Origin of the sequence: Saccharopolyspora sp. NPDC050389 (assembly GCF_040655595.1) — a bacterium.
Lineage (GTDB): Bacteria > Actinomycetota > Actinomycetes > Mycobacteriales > Pseudonocardiaceae > Saccharopolyspora.
Map to the genome: position 1 here is coordinate 1 of NZ_JBFAKG010000228.1, position 1,370 is coordinate 1,370.

A 1,370-nucleotide genomic window follows, 5' to 3' on the forward strand; every position below is an offset into this window, starting at 1 on the left:
TACGGCAACGACAGGTTGTAATCTTGGATTGGTTCTGGTAGTTGATCTTGTTGTGTTGGCGGAGATGGTGGCTGAGTGGTCGGCGAGCTTTGAGGCGTTTCTGGGTCGGTTCGCCGGGCGGTTTCCTCGGGTGGAGTCCCGTCGGCGGATGCGTTGGTATGTCAGGGGTTTGCTGAGCGAGGTCGAGCGGAAGAACGGGTGGACGCTGGCTGAAGCTGCGGGCGATGCCGGGCCGGAGGGTATGCAGCGGCTGCTGAACTTCTACGCCTGGGACACCGACGGTCTACGTGATGATGTCCGTTCCGCGGTGGTCGAGCACATCGGTGATGCCGATCAAGGTGTGCTCATTGTCGACGAGACCGGCTTTCTGAAGAAGGGCACCAAATCCGCCGGAGTCGGTCGCCAGTACTCCGGCACGGCAGGCCGGATCGAGAACTCACAGATCGGCGTGTTCCTCGCTTACGCCTCTCCCAGGGGACGTGCCTTGATCGATCGCGAACTCTATCTGCCGAAGGACTGGACCGATGACCGTGAACGGTGTCGTGCGGCAGGGATCGGTGACGAGGAGCGGTTTGCGACCAAGCAGGTGTTGGCCCGCCGGATGATCGAACGCGCGCGTGAGGCGGATGTCCCGTTCGGCTGGGTGACCGCGGACGAACTCTACGGGCAGGACACTAAATTCCGGCTGTGGCTGGAAACTGTCGATATCCCGCATGTGGTCGCGGTGCCCAAGTCCGCGATGGTGGTGTCGATGGAGCTGGCCAAGGTTCGAGTCCACCGGGTGATCGCCGAGCTTGCCGAGTCAGCCTGGCATCGGCTCAGCTGCGGTGACGGGGTGCGTGGGCCGCGGGTGTCGGAATGGGCCGCGGTAGAGATCCGGCCACTGCGCCGGCGAGGCTGGGGACACTGGTTGCTGGCGCGTCGCTCGGTCACCGATCCCACCGACATCGCCTACTACGTGTGCTTTGGTCCTGCCCGGACAAGCCTGGCCGAGTTGGTGCGGGTCGCAGGGAGCCGGTGGGCGATCGAGGAATGTTTTCAAACAGCGAAGAACGAGACTGGACTTGACCACTACCAGGTGCGGAGCTATCAGGCGTGGTACCGGCATATCACCCTGTCGATGACGGCGTTGGCATTCCTGGTGATCACACGGGATATCCCCAAAAAGGGGGCTCTGCATCCGGTGACGATCAGACAGTGAACCCGTTGTCCGTCAACGAGGTTCGTCGTTTGTGGAACCGGGTCGTGGTCCGCCTCGCACACGCGGTCGATCATGTCCTGCATTGGTCAAGGTGGCGGTTAGCGAGTCAGGCCCGTGCTCGGGCCAGTCACAACAAAAGACATCAACATCACAACCTGTCGTTGTCGTA

The 1,370-nt window shown here is 62.0% G+C and carries 1 protein-coding gene; it reads left to right on the forward strand.

What is annotated here, in order from left to right:
- The first annotated feature begins 55 nt into the window (after positions 1-55).
- Positions 56-1,201 (forward strand): IS701 family transposase, encoded by a 1,146-nt coding sequence (locus AB0I53_RS49585; protein ID WP_358618219.1) that lies wholly within the window; start codon positions 56-58, stop codon positions 1,199-1,201.
- Positions 1,202-1,370: the final 169 nt, after the last annotated feature.